This window comes from Metabacillus sp. cB07, from assembly GCF_016839225.1.
GTDB classification, from domain to species: Bacteria; Bacillota; Bacilli; order Bacillales; family Bacillaceae; genus Bacillus_P; species Bacillus_P indicus.
The window spans coordinates 51,025-67,076 of sequence record NZ_CP069296.1 but is presented as its reverse complement, the minus strand read 5'-3'; the positions used below and the strand labels follow the sequence as shown (position 1 = coordinate 67,076).

General features: G+C 44.0%; 16 protein-coding genes. 1 reads left to right on the top strand and 15 read right to left on the bottom strand.

All coding sequences use genetic code 11. The annotated features are described in order from the left end of the window. Positions 1–94: 94 nt before the first annotated feature. The 15 genes from JOJ89_RS00345 to metG all read right to left on the bottom strand — a co-directional run bounded on the left by JOJ89_RS00345 (position 95) and on the right by metG (position 15,163). A complete protein-coding gene (locus JOJ89_RS00345; protein WP_203289320.1) occupies positions 95–745 on the bottom strand; it encodes a 50S ribosomal protein L25/general stress protein Ctc in 651 nt (216 codons plus the stop codon). A 936-nt stretch (positions 746–1,681) separates the two neighbouring features. Beyond that, positions 1,682–2,635: a ribose-phosphate diphosphokinase gene (locus tag JOJ89_RS00340; protein ID WP_029286061.1), complete on the bottom strand. Its 954-nt coding sequence runs from the start codon at positions 2,633–2,635 to the stop codon at positions 1,682–1,684. A gap of 91 nt (positions 2,636–2,726) precedes the next feature. Next, a complete protein-coding gene (gene glmU, locus JOJ89_RS00335) occupies positions 2,727–4,082 on the bottom strand; it encodes a bifunctional UDP-N-acetylglucosamine diphosphorylase/glucosamine-1-phosphate N-acetyltransferase GlmU (protein ID WP_029286059.1) in 1,356 nt (451 codons plus the stop codon). A gap of 217 nt (positions 4,083–4,299) precedes the next feature. Next, positions 4,300–4,590 carry a septation regulator SpoVG gene (gene spoVG, locus JOJ89_RS00330; protein ID WP_029286057.1) on the bottom strand — a complete coding sequence of 97 codons (291 nt, stop codon included), beginning with the start codon at positions 4,588–4,590 and terminating at the stop codon, positions 4,300–4,302. A gap of 191 nt (positions 4,591–4,781) precedes the next feature. After that, entirely contained in the window at positions 4,782–5,156 is a 375-nt protein-coding gene (locus tag JOJ89_RS00325; RefSeq protein WP_203289319.1) for a RidA family protein, read from the bottom strand. 240 nt (positions 5,157–5,396) lie between these two features. Next, positions 5,397–6,221 carry a pur operon repressor gene (gene purR, locus JOJ89_RS00320; protein ID WP_203289318.1) on the bottom strand — a complete coding sequence of 275 codons (825 nt, stop codon included), beginning with the start codon at positions 6,219–6,221 and terminating at the stop codon, positions 5,397–5,399. A gap of 55 nt (positions 6,222–6,276) precedes the next feature. Further along, on the bottom strand, positions 6,277–7,146 hold the full coding sequence (gene ispE, locus JOJ89_RS00315; RefSeq protein WP_029566235.1) for a 4-(cytidine 5'-diphospho)-2-C-methyl-D-erythritol kinase: 870 nt from the start codon (positions 7,144–7,146) through the stop codon (positions 6,277–6,279). Between the two features lie 169 nt (positions 7,147–7,315). Next, the gene (locus JOJ89_RS00310; RefSeq protein ID WP_029286049.1) at positions 7,316–7,501 is read right to left on the bottom strand and encodes a small, acid-soluble spore protein, alpha/beta type; all 186 of its coding nucleotides are present in this window, start codon (positions 7,499–7,501) and stop codon (positions 7,316–7,318) included. A gap of 183 nt (positions 7,502–7,684) precedes the next feature. Beyond that, the gene (veg, locus tag JOJ89_RS00305; protein ID WP_029286047.1) at positions 7,685–7,954 is read right to left on the bottom strand and encodes a biofilm formation stimulator Veg; all 270 of its coding nucleotides are present in this window, start codon (positions 7,952–7,954) and stop codon (positions 7,685–7,687) included. A 230-nt stretch (positions 7,955–8,184) separates the two neighbouring features. After that, a complete protein-coding gene (yabG, locus tag JOJ89_RS00300) occupies positions 8,185–9,075 on the bottom strand; it encodes a sporulation peptidase YabG (protein WP_029286045.1) in 891 nt (296 codons plus the stop codon). Positions 9,076–9,305: 230 nt separating this feature from the next. Then, entirely contained in the window at positions 9,306–10,187 is an 882-nt protein-coding gene (gene rsmA, locus JOJ89_RS00295; RefSeq protein ID WP_203289317.1) for a 16S rRNA (adenine(1518)-N(6)/adenine(1519)-N(6))-dimethyltransferase RsmA, read from the bottom strand. Beyond that, entirely contained in the window at positions 10,180–10,743 is a 564-nt protein-coding gene (gene rnmV, locus JOJ89_RS00290) for a ribonuclease M5 (RefSeq protein ID WP_203289316.1), read from the bottom strand. Before rnmV ends, rsmA begins: the two co-directional genes overlap by 8 nt. Positions 10,744–10,894: 151 nt before the next feature. After that, positions 10,895–12,109 carry a G5 and 3D domain-containing protein gene (locus JOJ89_RS21205; protein ID WP_277987844.1) on the bottom strand — a complete coding sequence of 405 codons (1,215 nt, stop codon included), beginning with the start codon at positions 12,107–12,109 and terminating at the stop codon, positions 10,895–10,897. Positions 12,110–12,342: 233 nt separating this feature from the next. Next, entirely contained in the window at positions 12,343–13,113 is a 771-nt protein-coding gene (locus JOJ89_RS00280; protein ID WP_203289315.1) for a TatD family hydrolase, read from the bottom strand. Positions 13,114–13,204: 91 nt separating this feature from the next. Beyond that, a complete protein-coding gene (gene metG, locus JOJ89_RS00275) occupies positions 13,205–15,163 on the bottom strand; it encodes a methionine--tRNA ligase (RefSeq protein ID WP_203289314.1) in 1,959 nt (652 codons plus the stop codon). A 593-nt stretch (positions 15,164–15,756) separates the two neighbouring features. Here metG and JOJ89_RS00270 point away from each other — a divergent pair. After that, entirely contained in the window at positions 15,757–16,035 is a 279-nt protein-coding gene (locus JOJ89_RS00270; protein WP_029286033.1) for a transition state genes transcriptional regulator AbrB, read from the top strand. Positions 16,036–16,052 lie beyond the last annotated feature (17 nt).

Below are 16,052 nucleotides of genomic sequence, written 5' to 3'. Positions count from 1 at the left end.
CGAGCTTCTAAGATCAGGTCGCCATCATTTTCAATGTGTCTTCAGTTCAACAATACCATAAAAAACGCAGCCATTAAACGGCTGCGTTTGTAATTTACTCTTGTTTTTCGCCTTCAGCAGCGTCCTCTTCGCTTTCTCTGCCTTCAGCATTCTCAGGCTCTCCAGGCTCCTGCTCTTCACCGCTGTCGATTTCCTCTTCCTGCTGAGGAGGAAGAATAGAAGCAACGACCTCGTCCTTTTCATGGTTGAATGAGTATTTGCCCGAGATCTTCACATCGCCGATTGTCAGCGTGTCGTTTACGCCAAGCTCTGAAATATCAACCTCAATTGTCTGAGGGATTTCACCCGGTTTAGCTGTAATGGAAGCCTGGTACAGAGGCTGCTGCAGCACGCCGCCGTCCTTGACTCCCTGTGCATCTCCAGTAAGAGTGATTGGAACATCGACTTCTACATCCTCTTTCATGTTAACAACGTAGAAATCTGCATGAGTGATTTCGTTTTTAAGCGGATCCGTCTGCATTTCATACAGCATGACAGAATGGGACTTTCCGTCAAGATCCAGTTTAATGATCGCGTTGCGGCCTTCGTCGCGCAGCGTCTTAATTAATTCTATGCTATCTAATGAAATAGATTTAGGTTCTGTTGTTTTACCGTAAATCACAGCGGGAACTTGTCCTTCTTCGCGGACCTTTCTTCTCGCCGAGTTCGTAAATACTGTACGTTCTTTTACTTTTAGAGTTGTCATAGTCCAAAACACCTTCCTAACGATAAGTTATGTCTTATTTAATTCCCATTATTGAATGGGTCTAAACATTTTTTCTTATTTAAAGGGGGATTTGTTTGGCTCGGGACCGTGCTTTTTTTACTTAAAACAGCATTTATTTTGCGGTGCCGCATAAGAAGATCTTCGCCGATCTAATAAAATTGTATCACTTCCGGATCAGTGCTTTCAACATCCGGCTCTCTCATTTTAAGGGTTCTGTTCTCGCCTATAAGTCCCATCAACTCTATGATTCCTCTTCTTGAGGGTGCTATTCTCTCCGATAAGTGCTATCAACTTTCTGATTCCTCTGCTTGAGGGTGCTATTCTCTCGGATAAGTGCCATCAACTTTCTGATTTCTCTGCTTGAGGGTTCTGTTCTCGTCGATAAGTGCCATCAACTCTTTGATTCCTCTGCTTGAGGGTGCTATTCTCTCCGATAAGTGCTATCAACTTTCTGATTCCTCTGCTTGAGGGTTCTTTTCTTCTCGATAAGTGCCATCAACTCTCTGTTTCCTCCGCTTGGGGATTCTGTTCTCGCCGATAAGTGCCATCAACTCTCTGATTCCTCAGCTTGGGGGTTCTATTCTTCCGGATAAGTGCCATCAACTTTTTGATTCCTCGGCTTGAGGGTCCTATTCTTCCCGATAAGTGCCATCAACTTTCTGATTCCTCGGCTTGGAGGTTCTGTTCTCGCCGATAAGTGTCATCAACTTTCTGATTCCTCGGCTTGAGGGTTCTATTCTTCCGGATAAGTGCCATCTATTATCCCTTTATAAGACCAAGCTCAGATACTCCTCTTTTGTAAAAACGTACCCGCTCCCCTCCGCTCCAGTCCACTGGAGTATTCAGCTTTACACTGCGATAAAACAAAAATATATAAAAAACCCCTACTGCTCTAAGCAGAAGGGGCTGTAATAATCAATCAAACAAAGTAGAAACAGATTGCTCTTCGTGTACACGAATGATGGCTTCACCGATAAGCGGTGCAACAGAAAGCTGCTTAAGCTTGTCGATCTTTTTCTCTTCGCCGAGAGCAATAGAGTTTGTTACTACAAGTTCTTTAATATTTGAGTTTTGAATGCGTTCGATGGCCGGTCCTGAAAGTACAGGGTGCGTACAGCACGCGTATACATCTGTCGCGCCGTTTTCTACTAGTGCATTTGCAGCAAGAGTGATTGTTCCGGCTGTGTCGATGATGTCGTCGATCAAAATGGCTGTTTTGCCTTCGATGTTACCGACAATGTTCATGACTTCCGCAACATTCGGTCTTGGGCGGCGTTTATCAATAATGGCAATCGGCGCTTTCAGACGGTCAGCAAGTTTGCGGGCGCGGGTTACTCCGCCGTGGTCAGGAGAAACAATGACGATATCCTTAAGGTCTTTCTCCTGGAAGTACTCAGCAAGAATTGGAACACCCATTAAATGGTCAATTAAAATGTCAAAGAAACCTTGAATTTGAGGAGCGTGCAGGTCAAGAGTAATTACTCGGTCCGCTCCTGCTGTCTCAAGGAGGTTTGCAACAAGCTTAGCTGTAATCGGTTCGCGTGCACGGGCTTTGCGGTCCTGGCGAGCATATCCGTAATAAGGCATAACAATGTTGATTGTTTTTGCAGAAGCACGCTTTAACGCATCAATCATGATCAGAACTTCCATCAGGTGCTCATTTACCGGAGCACTCGTAGACTGAATGACAAAAACATCACAGCCGCGGATACTTTCTTCAATGTTGATCTGAACTTCGCCGTCACTGAAGCGTGTTACCGAACATTTACCTAAATCAACACCGACTTCATCTGCAATTTCCTGAGCCAAGGCAGTGTTTGAGTTTAATGTAAAAATCTTTAAATTTGAATCTGCATAACGATTTGACATTTTTAAAGGAGACCTCCACTGGGTTTTATTGGTTAATCTGTATAAGCCGGGTGAACAGCAGCAGAATGCCTGCCGCTGCTCTTTAACCTTTTTATTTTAAATAATCATCTTTATTGACTTGTCTTGCACGTGCGATGGAAAGGGCTTTGCCTGGCACATCATCTGTAATCGTAGAACCTGCAGCAACATAGGCTCCCTGGCCCACTGTTACAGGTGCGATTAAATTCGAATTGCAGCCGATGAAAGCTCCGTCTTCAATCTTAGTGAGGAATTTATTTTTGCCGTCATAATTGACTGTAATCGATCCGCATCCCAGGTTTACGTCTGCACCCACTTCAGCATCTCCAATATAGCTCAGATGTGAAGCTTTGCTCGCTTTGCCCATGGATGATTTCTTGATTTCAACAAAGTTTCCGATCTTAACTTCGTCACCGATTGAAGAATCCGGTCTGATATGTGCAAACGGTCCGATGTTTACATCATGGCCAATTTCGCTGTCGTGTGCAGCGGACTGGCGGATTGTTGTCCGGTCTCCGATTTTGCAGTTTTTAATTTCCGTGTGAGGTCCGATAACCGAATCTTCACCGATTTCGGTTTTCCCCGAAATGACGGAACCTGGATAGATAACCGTATCTCTTCCGATGACTGCATCGCTTGAGATATACGTGTTGTCAGGATCAATGATAGAAACACCATTCTTCATATGGAACGCATTAACGCGCTTTTTCATGAACTTCTCTGCCTGGGCAAGAGCCACTCTGTCATTAACACCTAGAGTCTCTTCAAAAGATGCCGTCTGAAAAGCCGAAATGATTTCATTTTCCGATTTTAAAATTTCAATAACATCCGGAAGGTAGTATTCACCTTGGGAATTTTCATTGGACACTTTCTTCAATGTGTCAAAAAGAGCCTTATTGTCGAAGCAGTATGTTCCAGTGTTGATTTCTGTAATAAGAAGTTCCTCTTCGTTTGAATCTTTGTGTTCAACAATCTTCTCAACATGTCCTTCAGCGTTTCTGACAACACGTCCATAGCCTGCAGGATCGTCTGCTTTAGCTGTAAGAATCGTAGCTTTTGCATGTGTCTCTGCGTGATGAGCAAGCAGGGATGCCATTGTATCTGCCGTAATTAACGGTGTATCGCCGCAAATAACAATGGTTGTCCCTTCTTTTCCTTCCAGCTGGGATGCAGCCTGCATAACAGCATGAGCCGTTCCAAGCTGTTCACTTTGAAGGGCATATTCTGCTGTATCGCCAAGCTGATCTTTTACTTTCTCCGCACCGTGACCAACTACAGCAACGATTTTGCTTAAGTCAAGTTTTGAAACTTCATCTGCTACGTGCTGAACCATTGGCTTGCCGCCAACTGGATGAAGCACTTTATAAAGCTTTGATTTCATCCTTGTGCCTTGTCCTGCAGCTAAAATAACTGCGTATCGGTTATCCATTATCGAGGCCTCCAGTATCCCTTTTTATCCATAGAAAAATATATCTCAAATAACCCTTTATTTCAAGAAAACATGAGAAAGTACATAATATTTCATAAAATTGTCATGATCTGTCAAGCGATATTTTTAGCATTCCCTATTTTAAAAAATCTTCTTTGCACTACGTAAAAAGCCGGTCAGGATCTTGTCCTGACCGGCTTTTTTAAGCTTCATATAATCAAGAAGCACCTGCTTCTTCAAATTCAACTTCAAGTTCACCTAAACGATGATACTCGGTTAATACAGCTTCCTGAATTTTCCCTCGAGTTCCAGAATTGATCGGATGCGCGATATCACGGAACTCACCATCAGGAGTTCTTTTGCTGGGCATTGCAACAAACAGCCCGTTGTTGCCATCAATAACGCGGATGTCATGAACAACAAATTCATGATCAAGTGTGATGGATGCAATCGCTCTCATGCGGCCTTCGGTGTTTACGCGGCGTAATCTTACGTCAGTAACTTCCATTCTGTTCACCACCTTTTCCCTGTATGAAAAACTTTAGTTAAGTTATTCAACGGAATCTTTCTATTTCCTGCAAGAACAGAAAAATATTTTGAAAAATCAGGTGATTTTATGGAGTCTTGTATACCATTTCATATTTCTTCAGCAGGTTTGTATGGTACAAAAGGTTTACAGACCGATCAGCAGCGCGTAAATCAGCTTACAGCAGCAATAACTTCTATCTCCACAAGCGCATCTTTCGGAAGTCTGGCAACCTCCACGCATGAACGTGCAGGCTTGTGACCGCTGAAGTACTGGGCATAGACATCATTGAAAGCGGCGAATGAATTCATATCTTTCAAGAAAACGGTGGCTTTAATGACACTTTCAAGTGAAGCGCCAGCTTCTTCAAGTACAGCCTTCAGGTTTGAGAAAACCTGATGAGTCTGCTCTTCAACATTGCCTGTAACCATGTCTCCTTCTGGAGTAAGCGGAATCTGGCCGGAGCTGTAAAATAATCCGTTAATGACGATCCCCTGGCAGTATGGACCAATGGCAGCCGGCGCCTTTTTCGTATCGATTGTTCTCATCTTACCCTCTCCCCTGTCAGTTCGTATATTATGATGCTGCTTTGCATAAATGTTGTTTATAAAGCTGTACCCGTTTCTTTCCGCTCCAGTCACAAGATTACCCCGGGGAGCGCCGGGAGCTTCCTCGCTGCGCTTGCGGGATCTCCCGTTCGCTCTATATCCCGCAGGAGTCAAGTGCCTTCCGCTTCAATCCACTGGAGTAATTAGTTTCATGCTGAAGCAGCAAAACTTACAAAAACCCTATTTTAAAAACCGGAAATAATTCCCGTCCGAAACTTCTATCTGTTTTTCCTTTACGTCAACGTCTGTCAGTTTGACTACAGATATGTACTCATCAACAAGACGCTCTTCAACGCCTTCTGATTCTACCAGTACGCCGATGCCTGCAAGGTTTGCATTGAATTCCTCGAGCATGCTGACCATTCCGTTAATTGTTCCGCCGGCTTTCATAAAGTCATCAATGATCAGGACATTTGACCCTGTTTTGAGGCTTCTCTTAGAGAGAACCATCGTTTGAATCCGTTTTGAAGAGCCTGAGACGTAATTAATGCTGACAGTAGGACCTTCTGTTACCTTGCTGTCCCGTCTGACAATGACAACGGGCACATCAAGCTGATTAGCCACAGCATAGGCAACAGGAATCCCCTTCGTAGCGACCGTCATGACAAGGTCAATTTTCCGGTCCGCGAAAACAGACGCGAAAAGTCTTCCAATCTGGTTCACAATGGAAGGGTTGCCAAGAATATCTGTTAAGTATAAATACCCTCCAGGCAGCAGTCTTTCCGGTTTAGCCATGAGACTGCACAGCTCGTCAATGATCTCTCTGGCTTCTGAAGCTCCGATTCTCGGGATAAACTTCACCCCGCCAGCTGCTCCCGGCACCGTTAAAAGAGAACCAATGCCTCTTTGTTCAAATGTTTGCTTTATAATAGTCAAATCCTCACTGATGGACGATTTGGCAGATTGGTACTGATCAGAGAAAAAAGTTAAAGGAACAAGTGCATGTGGATGTTGTAGCAAGTAATAAGTCATATCAACAAGCCGTCCACTGCGACGAAATTTCATGGAATAACCTCCAAAATCCGAATATTTTAAAGTAAATATAACTTAATATACGGATTTAATCAAGGCTATTCCGTTCTCCAATCAACCTTACAGCAAAAACCTGATCACAGAAACCTCTTAATCCGTTATACACCCGGTGCAGCCTTGACTCATAGCGAACCAGCCCGAAAACAGTGGGCCCGCTTCCACTCATCAGAACGGCATCCGCACCAAAGCGTTTCATCTGATCTTTAATATTCGCAACCTCAGGGTACATATTCAGCGTGACATCTTCCAGCACATTGCCGAGAAGGCTGCAGATTTTGTCAAAATCCTGTTCCTTAATTCCCTCTATCATTCCGTCTACATCAGGATGTTTAACAGAATCAAGCTTCAGGTTCCGGTATACATCTGCCGTTGATACGCCGATTGTCGGCTTGGCAAGCACAACCCAGCAGTGCGGAGGAGTATCAATATGCTGAATCTTCTCCCCGCGGCCGGTAGCAAGAGCCGTTCCCCCATATACACAGAATGATACGTCGGAACCGATTTCCGCTCCAAGCTCTGCAAGCTCGTCCAGACTTAAACCAAGCTTCCACAGCCGGTTCAGACCTCTGAGAGCGGCAGCTGCATCGCTGCTTCCTCCTGCAAGTCCCGCAGCGACCGGAATAACTTTCGTAATGGCGATGGAAACGCCCTTTTTCACCCCGTACCTCGTTTTAAGAAGCAGGGCGGCCTGATACGCAAGGTTCCGCTGATCATCCGGAACAAAGCGGTTGTGGGAGATAATTTGAATCGTATCTTCAGGCAGTTCCACAAGTTCAACGCGGTCAGCTAAATCTATCGTTGTCATGATCATCTTCACTTCATGAAATCCATCTGGTCTTTTATGGAGCACATCAAGCGAAAGGTTGATTTTAGCCGGCGCTTTTTCCAAAATACGCAACATTTTCACCTACTTTTAACGAACTGAAATTATCCACATTGTACCACAAAAAAGGCGAATATAACGGGTTTTTCCGGCAAAACCGCTGTAAGGCGCGATATTTCGGCATTTCAAAAGATTTTCTTGCAGAAAAAGCCGGAGCGGAATGCGCCCCGGCTTTATAAGTTCGTTACTTTTTCACCTGACCGGCCATATGCTGTTCCGCAAATTCAATTGCCCGCTTTACCATATTTCCTGCATCACGGGATCTGATTGCCCCCCAGCCATCCTGTTTGACCGTATCGTAAAACCCTAAATCCTTTGCCAGCTCGTATTTAAACTCTTCGGACATAATTCCTTGACGACGTCTTCCCATCACAGAACACTCCTATCCTCTGGCTTTTGCTGCAGCCGGAAAGACCGAAGCCCGGCCGGACGGCAGTCTGCTTTTATTTAAAATAAAAAAAGCAGCACCATTAGTATGTGCCGCTTCATGTATGTATATCCTTCAATTGCCTGCGAGCCTTTTAAGGCAACAAAAAAAGCAGCAAACGAGTGTCTACTGCCCAGCAACTGCTACTGAACCTGATGTATCTTCAAAGAAAGTTAATTGCACGGTTTCAGTTAAGACATCTGCATAACTGTATGATACGCGTTCAAATGCATTTTCATCCTGATCTAGTTGTACAACGAAAACAGCTGGGTACGTCTCTGTAAGAACACCTGAACGTTCAATCGTTTTTCTTCGGCCGCCGTTTGCTTTCAGCGTAAGCCGCTTGCCAAGATTGGACTCCAGGGAGTTTTTGATATCGCCTAACGTTTTTGCCATTGCAACCACCTCACTACATTCAGTATACACTACCGCCCAAATTAAGTCAAATAAAATTTAAATTATATCAGTGATGAAAGATCACTGTCAACAAAATATTTTCAACAAAATTCCCTCTATCTCTACAATGTAGGATTTACCTAATTCTCTTGTTTTATGTAAAGAAAGGAAAAATTGTTTCCATAAAGAGATTTAAGGGGGAAAAGACCGCTGTCTCACGAGAAGCGGTCTCACGAAGAACTGTTGTCTTCGTGCCTGCGATAAGGCATTCCTGTTCTCAGTACTCCTTTTGTTTCAATGCCGCCAAGCCCCTTTTCCCTTGTCAGGGTATTGCGCAGCACATCCCAGACGTTGATTCGTTCTGAAAATGGCGTAAAACTGATTTTGGCTACAATATAAACAGGGTCAAGCGCATGAATATTCACTCTTGACGGTGAACTGGCAAAATTGGCTCCCGCTCTTATAATCGACTCAAAATGCGACTGGCACGCACCGGCAAAAATGACCAGCTGATCTAGATGCGGCACCGCTTTCCGCGCATTTCTGACGGTCTGAACAAAGTGCTTTGAATGGCGGTACGCATTCAGGTCATTGATCGGCCCTTTATGCTTTGAATAAGCATCATGGCCCGTTATGACCAGAATGTTCGGCCGGTATTCTTCAATCAGCTCCGCCACAACATTTTCCATTTCCGTTTCTTTCACGTGAACGCCAAAAACAGGAACGCCCACCCGTTCGTAAAGCGACAGGCACTTCTGCAAGTAAGTCGGATCTCCGTCCAGGTGAAGAACCTTTCCTGGAAGATGAAAAAACTCCTCATTATGGCTGTAGTTTGCCGTTGCCTGGTACTCCCTTTTTTCCTGCAGCAGCCGGTAATCCTGTTTCAGCAGATAGAGAGACTGCTCAAGCTTTTCTTTTTCGTGCACTTTCCTCTCCATGCGCTCGCGGTCATCGATCACCGCTAAATCATCGCAGAGAGCATCAGCGATCAGACGTACTTCTTCTCCGTATAAAATAGCAGCCCAATTGCCGTCTTCTGTCTGCTTCAGATCTATGACCCTGAACAGGACATCGCACTGATACGATTTGCGGGCTACAATATCACCTATTTTAACTTGCATGTTCTTCACTCCAAATGACCGATTCGCTGAAACATTCCCATACAGGACACTGCACAGACCAAGAGAGGACTTGCTGTGCCCGATCCGTAAACATCAGTGTGCTTAGAACTCCTTTTCTAGCCTATGACATTTCAGCAAAAGTGTGATAATTTGGAAGCTTCCTGCCCTAGTCCGCTGCATGCACATAGAAAAACCCTGCAGCCTCATGGACTGCAGGGTTCACCTTGCCGTTATTCCTTAAAATCCTCAATGAGCTGATCACTGAGCAAAGCAAATTCTTCGATAGAGAGTGTTTCTCCCCGTCTTCTGCCGTCGATGCCGGCCTTCTCAAGAGCCTCTTCAATGGCAGCCTTCTTTTCTTTTCCGTTTTGGAGGGAGTGCTGCAAATTGTTGAGCAGGGTTTTTCTCCTTTGAGCAAAGCTTCCTCTGACCACTTTAAAGAAAAACGACTCATCTTTCACCGTTACTTTCGCTTCGTTTCGGAGCAGAAGCCTGATGATGGCCGAGTCCACGTTCGGCTGCGGCATGAAGACTGTTCTTGGGACTGTCATGACGGTTTTGGCCTCTGTGTAGTACTGCACTGCTATAGAAAGGGATCCGTAGTCTTTAGAAGACGGAGACGCCTCAATTCTGTCTGCAACCTCTTTTTGGAGCATAACAACGATTCCTTTTAAAGGAATCTGATCTTCAAGCAGCTTCATAATGATCGGAGTCGTCACGTAGTAAGGCAGATTGGCAACGACCATGACTTCCTTGCAGTCTTTAAACTGATCAATCATGACCGCTTTGACATCAGCCTGCAGGACATCCTGGTGAATGACTGAAACGTTATCATAAGGAGACAGAGTATCCTCTAAAATCGGGATCAGCCGCTGGTCAATCTCAAAGGCAACAACTTTCTTGGCCCGCTTTGCCAGCTGTTCTGTCAGTGCCCCTATTCCGGGGCCAATTTCAATAACACCCGTTTCTTCCGTTACCCCTGCATGGTCAACAATTCTTGTCAGGACATTCGGATCGATCAGAAAGTTCTGCCCAAGACTCTTTTTAAATGAAAAGCCGTACTTTTCTAAAATGGCCTTCGTGCGGACCGGTGTTGCAATATCTTTAATCATTCTGCTGCTCCTCCCGAACAATCTCCTCAATAGCTTGTGCAAAAGCTTCTCTTGTTATCTTGAACATATGAAGTCTTTTTTCAAGCTGCTTGCCGTTTGTGTACCCTATTTTCAAAAGCACGCCAAGTCTTTCTCTCCGGTCCTTAGCTTTTGGACCTCCGATTAGACCCGCTGCCAGCAAATCGCTTTTAAGAATGACGGGATCGGTATCCGCCATTTCTTCTTTAACATCCTTCAGAGCGTTCCTGATGGCCTCTTTTGAAGCATGCTCTACGCCTATGCCCCTGCCGTTTTTCGGACGTGCATCCGGCTTTGCCAAAAAGGCATGCTTGCAGCCGGGAACCTGTTCGGCAACCAGCTTGCGGATTTTTTCACCAGGAAAGTCAGGGTCTGTAAAAATAATAACTCCCCGCGTCTTCTGTGCAAGACGGATCTGCTCAATGACCGCATCTCCGACCGCAGAGCCGTTCGTCTCAATTGTGTCGGCGTCAACAGACCGTTTGATGGCCGTCGTATCGTCTCTGCCTTCCACTACAATAATTTCTTTGATTTTCATATTTTCCTCCAAAAAAGGTGAAACTTTTATGAGTAGTCAAACGTCTAATTTATAAATAGCGCTTTGTGCTTCGCTGTCCGGTTAAAACGTAATTGTACCCCATTCAAACACAAAAAGACAGAGGGACTTACATCCCCCTGCCGTCATATAATTAGTTCAGTACTCTTATTTTAACGGTCTTTCTTCCCCAGCGGTAGGCTGCTCCCTTGTCAGAGAAGAATACATCAATCTTTTTCCCTTTAATTGCGCCGCCTGTATCAGAGGCAACGGCATACCCGTAGCCTTCCACATACACTTTTGTGCCAAGCGGAATCACGCTCGGATCAACAGCAATGACCTTGGCGTTTGGATTTGCTCTCAAATCCACACCTGTAGCCGTTGTACCTGAACATCCATTGCAGTGTGCTGTGTATGCGGTTGATGTTACATAAAACTCCTTGGATACAGAATCATTAGACCTTGACACTGTTTCCGGTTTGCTCGCAGCCGGTTTAGGCGCAGCTTTTGTGCCCAGTGCCACTACACGATCCTGACTTTCTTTAACAGTCTCTTCTTTGATCAGCTTTCTAGACACTTCTTTTCCATTTTCAAGCATAACTTCAAAATGTTTCGCAACTTTGCCTTCTGAACCAGGTTTAATAACTTCCTGTTTTCCTTTAGGAATGTCTTGGTCATTCTTTGTTACAACTGAAAACGCAACTGGTTCTTCCACTACATCGGTGACTTTTTCTACGCGTGTGACGATTACGGCATCATTTGCACTCAATGTTTCATGAATTTGGGGTTCAACCTTATCAAGTTCATTTACCTGTACTTTTTGGTCTTTCAAAAAGTCAGCGACAGTAGTCGAAGTTGACCATACTTGTTGTTTTTTATCTCCAACTGTTAGTGTAATCTGTATGGCTTTCTCAATGTTGAGCTTAAGATTATCTGAGATCTTTGTATCTTTTGAAGCATTCATCTTATCGTGCTTGTTAATCTTTATTTTCTGTTCCTTCAAAAATTCTTCTACGGTTTTGGCTGTTGTCCTTATTGTCCTTTTCTCATCATCCACAGTTACGTGTACAGGTTTCGAAGCCTCATAAACAACGTTCAGGTTGTTTTTGATTTCAGCATCGCCTTCCGGTGATACGTTATCTTCTTTTTTTCTATCTATGTTCAAATCTTGGAGTAATTCATCTACTGTACGTGCATGTGTCCTGAGCTTCTCGCTTTTGCCGTTCATCGTGACAGTTACGGTGTTTTTCGTCGCTTCAAATGTAGCGAACGCGGTACCCGTAGCTAAAACGACTAAACTGACAATTGCGAGGACAATCTTGTTCATGCTTAGTCTTTCGGATAACAGCTTTTTCATAAGATTTATCACTATGAAAAACGCCTCCTTCTCCTCCGAGGATTATATAGAGTAACGATCTTGCTGTCAACCCTCACCCACTTTTTTCATTTTTTTCTAATCGTAAACACTATTATGCTAAAAAAAGATCAAAAAGTGAAGAATTTCTTGTCGACAAATATATCCTATGAGGAAAAGAAGACAGGTAGAACTTCATATTTCTATTGAGTTTTTGGACAGGCTCCCGCAAAAAATGACAAAATCTCTTAGCGAGAAATGCCGAAAATTCTTTTTGCATTGTCGGACGTTTGTTTTACAAAATCCGCGTAATCCATGCCGCGAAGCTCCGCAATCTGCTCCGCTACATACTTTACATAGCTTGGTTCATTTCGTTTTCCTCTGAACGGATGAGGTGTCAAATAAGGACAATCCGTTTCAATTAAAAGTCTTTCCATTGGAATTTCAGCTGCGACCTCTTTTGGCTTTTTGGCATTTTTAAAAGTGACAGGCCCGCCGAATGAAATGTAGAAATTCATCTCCATGCACTGTCTTGCCACTTCAAGGCTTCCTGTAAAGCAGTGCATGATTCCGCCTACTTCGCTCGCCCCTTCTTCCTGAAGAATCTCCACCACATCTGCTGTTGCATCCCTGTTATGGATAATGATCGGCAGATTTACTTCCTTTGCGAGGGCAATCTGTTTTCTGAATACCTCTTTTTGAACATCCTTTGGTGATTTGTCCCAATAATAGTCAAGGCCCATTTCCCCTATAGCAACTACTTTAGGATGAGATGCAAGCTCTTTAATCCATTCTAAATCTGCATCCGTCATATCAATCGCATCAACCGGATGCCAGCCGACTGCTGCATAAATAAAGTCGTATGCTTCAGCAAGTTCAATCGCTTTTGTAATCGTTTCTGTATCAAAGCCAACGACAACAGTATGGGTCACGCCTTCATGGATCGCCCTTTCAATCACTTCTTCAAGGTCATCCTGATACTGGATGGCGTTCAAGTGTGCATGTGTATCAAATAACATCTTTCGACATCCTTTCGCCACGATTTGAAACAGAAAAAAAGAGGCGTTATCCCCGATTGTTACACGTGAAACACCTCTTTTTTTCTCTTTTTTATTTAATAATTGTACCATTCGGGAGACTTGAATCGACAGTAGCAAGCGACAAGTTTCCTTCTCCGCCGCCTGCAAGGATCATTCCTTGTGACAGCTCCCCGCGAAGCTTAACCGGTTTAAGGTTTGTAATGCAGATGACTTTCTTCCCTACAAGCTGGTCAGGCTGATAGCTTTTGGCAATCCCTGATACCACTTGTCTTTTTTCGGAACCAAGATCAAGCTGCAGCTTAAGCAGACGGTCTGCCTTTTTTACAGGCTCTGCATGGATGACTTCAGCTACACGCATTTCAACCTTCATAAACTCATCAAACGTAATTTCCGGTGCTATTTCTGCTTTTTCTTCTTTCTTAGCTTCTTCAGCTGGTGCTGGAGCCGGACCCTGCATCTGTTCTTTAATGTAGGCAACCTCTTCTTCAACCTCTAAACGGGGGAAGATCGGAACTCCTTTGGCAACCTTTACCTGAGGGATGCTGCCGAATGAGGACAGGCTGTCCCATTCCTTCAGGGAAGCATCCGAAATGCCAAGCTGTTCGAACATCTTTTCAGGTGTTTTAGTCAAAAACGGCTTCAGCAAAATGGCAGAGATGCGGAGTGACTCAGCTAAATGCACCATCACCGAACCTAATTTGCCGCGGTTTTCCTCGTCTTTTGCAAGAACCCATGGCTGTGTTTCATCAATGTATTTATTTGTTCTGCTGATAAATTGCCATAGTGCATTAAGAGCAATCGAGAATTCCATCTTTTCCATCGCTTCTTCATACTTCTTAATCGTTTCCCCGCTGAATGCAGCAAGCGTACCGTCAAATTCAGTTTGCGCTCCTGTGTAGGCAGGAATTTCGCCGTCAAAGTATTTCTGAATCATGGCAACCGTTCTGTTCAGCAGGTTGCCCAAGTCATTGGCAAGGTCATAGTTCACTCTTTCAATAAATCCTTCCGGAGTGAAAACACCGTCAGAGCCAAAAGGCACTTCTCTCAGCAGATAGTAGCGGAGAGCATCGAGGCCGTAGCGGTCAATAAGCGTGACCGGATCCACAACATTTCCTTTTGATTTGGACATTTTACCGTCTTTCATCAGCAGCCAGCCGTGTGCGAACACTTTCTTTGGCAACGGCAAATCAAGAGCCATCAGCATGATCGGCCAGTAAATCGTATGGAAGCGGACAATTTCCTTGCCGACGAGGTGCACATCCGCCGGCCAGTATTTCCGGTACTTTTCATCATTTTCAGTTCCGTATCCAAGAGCTGTTATATAGTTGGAAAGAGCGTCAATCCACACATAAATGACGTGCTTAGGATCACCTGGAACCTTTACTCCCCAGTCAAATGTCGTACGGGAAACAGCAAGATCCTCAAGGCCGGGCTTAATGAAATTGTTGATCATTTCATTTTTGCGTGATTCAGGCTGAATGAATTCCGGGTTTTCTTGGTAGTACGCAAGAAGACGGTCTGCATATTTGCTCATTTTAAAGAAATAGGACTCTTCCTTTACTTTTTCAACAGGTCGCCCGCAGTCAGGACAGTTGCCGTTTTCAAGCTGCCGTTCTGTAAAGAAGGACTCACATGGCGTACAGTACCATCCTTCGTATTGATCAAGATAGATATCGCCCTGTTCAAGCAGCTGTGCAAATACTTTCTCTACTATTTCTTTATGGCGGTCCTGAGTCGTACGGATAAAATCGTCGTAAGAAATGTCGAGCTTGCTCCACAGATCTTTAATTCCGCTGACAATGTCATCGACATACTTTTGCGGAGTGACGCCGATCTCTTCTGCTTTCCGCTGAATCTTCTGTCCGTGCTCATCTGTTCCCGTCAAATACATGACGTCGAATCCGCGCATGCGTTTATAGCGGGCCATTGCATCCCCGGCAACGGTTGTATAGGCATGTCCAATATGCAGCTTTCCGCTTGGATAATAAATAGGTGTTGTAAGGTAGAACGATTTTCTCTGATCTTCCATCGGTTTCCCTCCCGGTAATGGTGACTGTCTCTAGGATAGAGATAAGAAAAGCGCAAGCGTCTGTTGCCGGCAATGCGCATCTATATATTCTTATTTCTGGAAAAAGCCCCCGCCCAATGGACGAGAGCGATTATCCTTAATAGATTTCCAATCGAATTATACTCTTTATGATACCATCTTAGCCTTTAATATCAAGAAAATATACCTCCTATGGACAAAAAAACAGAGGCCCCCATGAATAGTATGAGTGGCATAATTATGCCAAATGTTTCCTGATGAATAATTTTTGTTGATTCTTGTCGAACAATCGTTATAATATAGTTAACAATATTTTGAATTAATACTATTCTATGTATAATTATATATTCCCTTTTATGCGTTTATTTTCCTTTTTTGACGGGTATATATCTTAATACCGCTAAGGCTGTAGGGGTTCACGAAAATTTCACTTGTTTTCGCAGCCTATTGAATAGTTTCTGATTGACGTTTATTGGAAACACTGTTATGCTTATGAAGATGAAGATTTTGTCGAATTATGACGAAGTTTAAGAAAAAACACATATAGAACCTTTATTATTGGGAGGAGAACAAATATGAAATCTACAGGTATTGTACGTAAAGTTGACGAGCTTGGCCGAGTGGTAATTCCGATCGAATTGCGCCGCACACTTGGAATCGCTGAAAAGGACGCTCTTGAAATCTACGTGGATGATGAAAGAATTATCCTTAAAAAATATAAACCAAACATGACTTGCGCTGTAACTGGCGAAGTATCTGACGATAACTTCACTCTTGGCAACGGGAAATTAGTTCTGAGCCGCGAAGGTGCAGAGCAGATCCTTAAAGAAATCCAAAGCAACTTAGTGAAGTAATAACGAAAGACCTGGCG

Bases quoted from the DNA above. Each gene is read 5' to 3' on its own strand.
- JOJ89_RS00345 (WP_203289320.1), bottom strand. From the start codon at position 745: ATGACAACTCTAAAAGTAAAAGAACGTACAGTATTTACGAACTCGGCG.
- JOJ89_RS00340 (WP_029286061.1), bottom strand. From the start codon at position 2,635: ATGTCAAATCGTTATGCAGATTCAAATTTAAAGATTTTTACATTAAAC.
- glmU (WP_029286059.1), bottom strand. From the start codon at position 4,082: ATGGATAACCGATACGCAGTTATTTTAGCTGCAGGACAAGGCACAAGG.
- spoVG (WP_029286057.1), bottom strand. From the start codon at position 4,590: ATGGAAGTTACTGACGTAAGATTACGCCGCGTAAACACCGAAGGCCGC.
- JOJ89_RS00325 (WP_203289319.1), bottom strand. From the start codon at position 5,156: ATGAGAACAATCGATACGAAAAAGGCGCCGGCTGCCATTGGTCCATAC.
- purR (WP_203289318.1), bottom strand. From the start codon at position 6,221: ATGAAATTTCGTCGCAGTGGACGGCTTGTTGATATGACTTATTACTTG.
- JOJ89_RS00310 (WP_029286049.1), bottom strand. From the start codon at position 7,501: ATGGGAAGACGTCGTCAAGGAATTATGTCCGAAGAGTTTAAATACGAG.
- veg (WP_029286047.1), bottom strand. From the start codon at position 7,954: ATGGCAAAAACGTTAGGCGATATCAAAAACTCCCTGGAGTCCAATCTT.
- yabG (WP_029286045.1), bottom strand. From the start codon at position 9,075: ATGCAAGTTAAAATAGGTGATATTGTAGCCCGCAAATCGTATCAGTGC.
- rsmA (WP_203289317.1), bottom strand. From the start codon at position 10,187: ATGATTAAAGATATTGCAACACCGGTCCGCACGAAGGCCATTTTAGAA.
- rnmV (WP_203289316.1), bottom strand. From the start codon at position 10,743: ATGAAAATCAAAGAAATTATTGTAGTGGAAGGCAGAGACGATACGACG.
- JOJ89_RS00280 (WP_203289315.1), bottom strand. From the start codon at position 13,113: ATGTTATTTGATACACATGCACACTTGAACGCCATCCAGTATCAGGAT.
- metG (WP_203289314.1), bottom strand. From the start codon at position 15,163: ATGGAAGATCAGAGAAAATCGTTCTACCTTACAACACCTATTTATTAT.
- JOJ89_RS00270 (WP_029286033.1), top strand. From the start codon at position 15,757: ATGAAATCTACAGGTATTGTACGTAAAGTTGACGAGCTTGGCCGAGTG.